Here is a 513-nt window from a genome sequence, read left to right as displayed (position 1 = left end):
GCAAAGCGAATCGGGAAGGCCCGCATTTTAGCGTGCCGCCGCCCTACCCGCGCCCAACACGGCTTATGCCCGCTATTCGGCGGTCCATGAAAAAACGCCCGCCGGTGCAGCCACGGGCGGGCGTTCGTTCAGATGCCGAGCGGCTTGCCGATCAGCGCATCGACTTCAGACGGCTTTGCGCGGTCTTAGCCTGCTCGGTGCCGGGATACTGAGAGACCACCGATTCCAGCGTCTTGCGTGCGGCCGCCTTCTGGCCGGACTCGCCCTGGTTGGTCGCCACCTGCAGCAGCGCATCAGGCGCTTTCGGATGCTGCGGGTTGCTGCGCGCCATGTTTTCGAGCACGTAGCTGGAGCCCTTGTAGTCGCGCTGTGCATAGAGCGCGTTACCGAGCCAGAACTGCGCGAGCGGCAGATACGGGCTTTGCGGATACTTCTTGACGAACGCCGAGAACTGGTTGCCCGCGCCCTTGAAGTCGCCCCCCTGGAACGCCTTGAGCGCAGCGTCGTATTCCG

The 513-nt window shown here is 64.3% G+C and carries 1 protein-coding gene; it reads right to left on the bottom strand.

What is annotated here, in order from left to right:
• Positions 1–151: 151 nt before the first annotated feature.
• Positions 152–513, bottom strand: a 362-nt coding sequence (gene ybgF / locus D1614_RS29005; protein ID WP_119440552.1) for a tol-pal system protein YbgF, incomplete at its 5' end; no start/stop codon positions are given.

Source organism: Maribellus luteus (assembly GCF_003576475.1).
Taxonomy (GTDB): domain Bacteria; phylum Bacteroidota; class Bacteroidia; order Bacteroidales; family Prolixibacteraceae; genus Draconibacterium; species Draconibacterium luteum.
This window is presented reverse-complemented; position numbering and strand designations above follow the sequence as displayed.